This window comes from Bacillus sp. 05T31, from assembly GCF_056396725.1.
In genome coordinates this window covers 1-2257 of sequence record NZ_JBFTMA010000714.1, presented here as the reverse complement: position 1 = coordinate 2257, position 2257 = coordinate 1, and the positions used below count along the sequence as shown (strand labels likewise).

The 2257-nt window shown below is 30.4% G+C and carries 2 protein-coding genes and 1 pseudogene; 2 read left to right on the top strand and 1 reads right to left on the bottom strand.

Going from position 1 to position 2257, the window contains the following annotated elements:
* Positions 1 to 450 (bottom strand): annotated as a pseudogene (locus AC1DJR_RS27110) (hypothetical protein); the annotation flags it as partial.
* A gap of 517 nt (positions 451 to 967) precedes the next feature.
* On the opposite strand from AC1DJR_RS27110, the gene AC1DJR_RS27105 reads away from it, so the two are divergent.
* Together AC1DJR_RS27105 and AC1DJR_RS27100 are read left to right on the top strand one after the other, a co-directional pair.
* Positions 968 to 1768: a GNAT family N-acetyltransferase gene (locus AC1DJR_RS27105; RefSeq protein ID WP_477003956.1), complete on the top strand. Its 801-nt coding sequence runs from the start codon at positions 968 to 970 to the stop codon at positions 1766 to 1768.
* Between the two features lie 46 nt (positions 1769 to 1814).
* Positions 1815 to 2257, top strand: a 443-nt coding sequence (locus AC1DJR_RS27100; protein WP_477003955.1) for a glycerophosphodiester phosphodiesterase family protein, incomplete at its 3' end; no start/stop codon positions are given.

The following is a 2257-nucleotide window of genomic DNA, read 5'->3' as shown; positions in this document are numbered from 1 at the left end:
CTTCGTTAACATACCCATTTCAAACTCAAAATTAAAGCGATCTATACTAGATAAATCCGCGAATACTACACCAATAAAACCTGTATTAAATACTTCTTGATATTCTACTTCTTCGTTACCGTAAAAATTCTTTTCGATTAAATAATTTATAAAGTAAGMAACRCCATCACTTTGTTCAAAMGGTTTTGTTGAAAGAACRAAGCCRATTTTCTKTTGTTTATGTAAATACACACATGACATGTAYGCRGMKATATTATGTTCTTTAAATAATGCACTCGTTGCYCCAGATAGACCATCTAGTACGTGATGAACAATTTGAAGTTTTTTACGAGCGAAATAATAGGATTTCTTTTGTAACTCCAATGTATCAATAAAGACAGAGCCAATAAAGCCTGTATTTGAAATAATAGGTGTTTGCTTTTTTCTTCCTCTGCGCTTCGCTGGAGCCATTGATAAAATCATCCCTTCATGTACGATTAAAATAAAAAAAGAACGTTTGTTCGTATATTTATATTTTACTATTAAAACGCACTAAAGTAAAGGGTTTTTGGCGAAAAAACAACAAAAAAGACACCTATAAAAGGTGCCTTAAACGTTGCAGGGAAGAGGTTTCATCCCATTATTTATATTAAGATACAGATACAATCTCTTCTGTATCCTCTACATCTAAATGACAGTCCATTGTACGAACATCTTGATCTTCATGACTTCCGAAATAAATAGTAATTTTCATATGTATCGCTCCTTTATTCTAGGAATACCTAAAATAATTACTAGTAATGTTAATATTTATTATATACCACTTTTTTCATTCCGACAATATTATATCATTTTTAATTCTTATTATGCTACATTGTGTGATATAAAGGGATTAAAAAGAGGGATTTCATTGATTAAGTGAAATTTCTTATATGTTATATTTAATATAGGTATTATTTAATTACTATTTTTTAAAGGGGCATAATTGATGAATTATCAAAAGTTACTTATAGATAATTTTATATACAAAACTTCATATGTTGCTCGTCATGTGCAAGGGATGAGTGTAAAGAAAACGAAGAATTATATTGCAGTTAACTGTGGTTTACCTACAGATACATTTAATATTATTACTTTATTAAACAGTAACTTAACGGAAGAAAACGAGGAATTATGTGCGGAGATAGAACAATTTAATCAAAAAGGGTTTCCTATAAGTGTTTGGTATTGGGATGCAAAGCGAGAGAATACACTTAAGTACGAGTTACTAAAACTTAGATTAATAGAAGCGGAAAATAATATTGCAATGGTTGCAGATTTACAAACAATTCATCCTACATTAGACATACCAGCAAGTTTTATAATACAAAAAGCAACTTCGCCGGTACAAATACAAAAATTTGGCGAAACGTTAGCGGCTTTATTCGGTACATCAGCGGAAGGCTCTAATGTTCAATCCTACTATAATCAAATTTCTTCTTTAAATTTATGGAATAGCGATAACATGAAACTATACTTAGGTCTTTATAAAGGTGAGGTAGTATCTGTTGGCTCTTTAGTATGTACGAAAGATAGTGTCGGTATTTATGATATAGCGACTAAGGAAGAAATGAGAGGACAAGGATTCGGCTCTACTATGTTTAATTTCYTGCTGCAAGAAGCWAAACAAYTAAAAAATAYGTAYTGYGTAYTACAAGCTTCACCTGATGGAATWAAYATTTATRAAAAATCYGGMTTTMAAGYTGTAGGACAAATGACTGTTTTTGAAAAYCRGCATTTATTTGRGTAAWTCATCCAARTMAAATTGYTTTAAATATAGGAGTTAACATATCGTTATGAAAAAAACATCTATAATTACAATCATTTGTTTCTTCACAGTAATAAGCATCTTTGTTTTTCAACAAGTAAATGAACATAATTATATAAAAGCTACTAATCAATCAAATCATATAAAAAACATTGCGCATAGAGGTGCTTCTGCATATGCACCAGAACATACAATAGTGGCTTATACATTAGGACAACAATTAAAAGGTGACTATATAGAAATAGATCTTCAAATGACAAAAGACGGACGTTTAATAGCTATGCACGATGAAACATTGGATCGTACAACTAACGGTACTGGATTAGTAAGAAATCATACATTAACAGAAATAAAACAACTTGATGCAGGCAGCTTTTTCAATGAAAAATACCCCGATTTAGCAAAAGAAGAATTTAAACATGCTAAAGTTCCAACATTAGCAGAAATTATTGAAACGTTTGGACATAATGC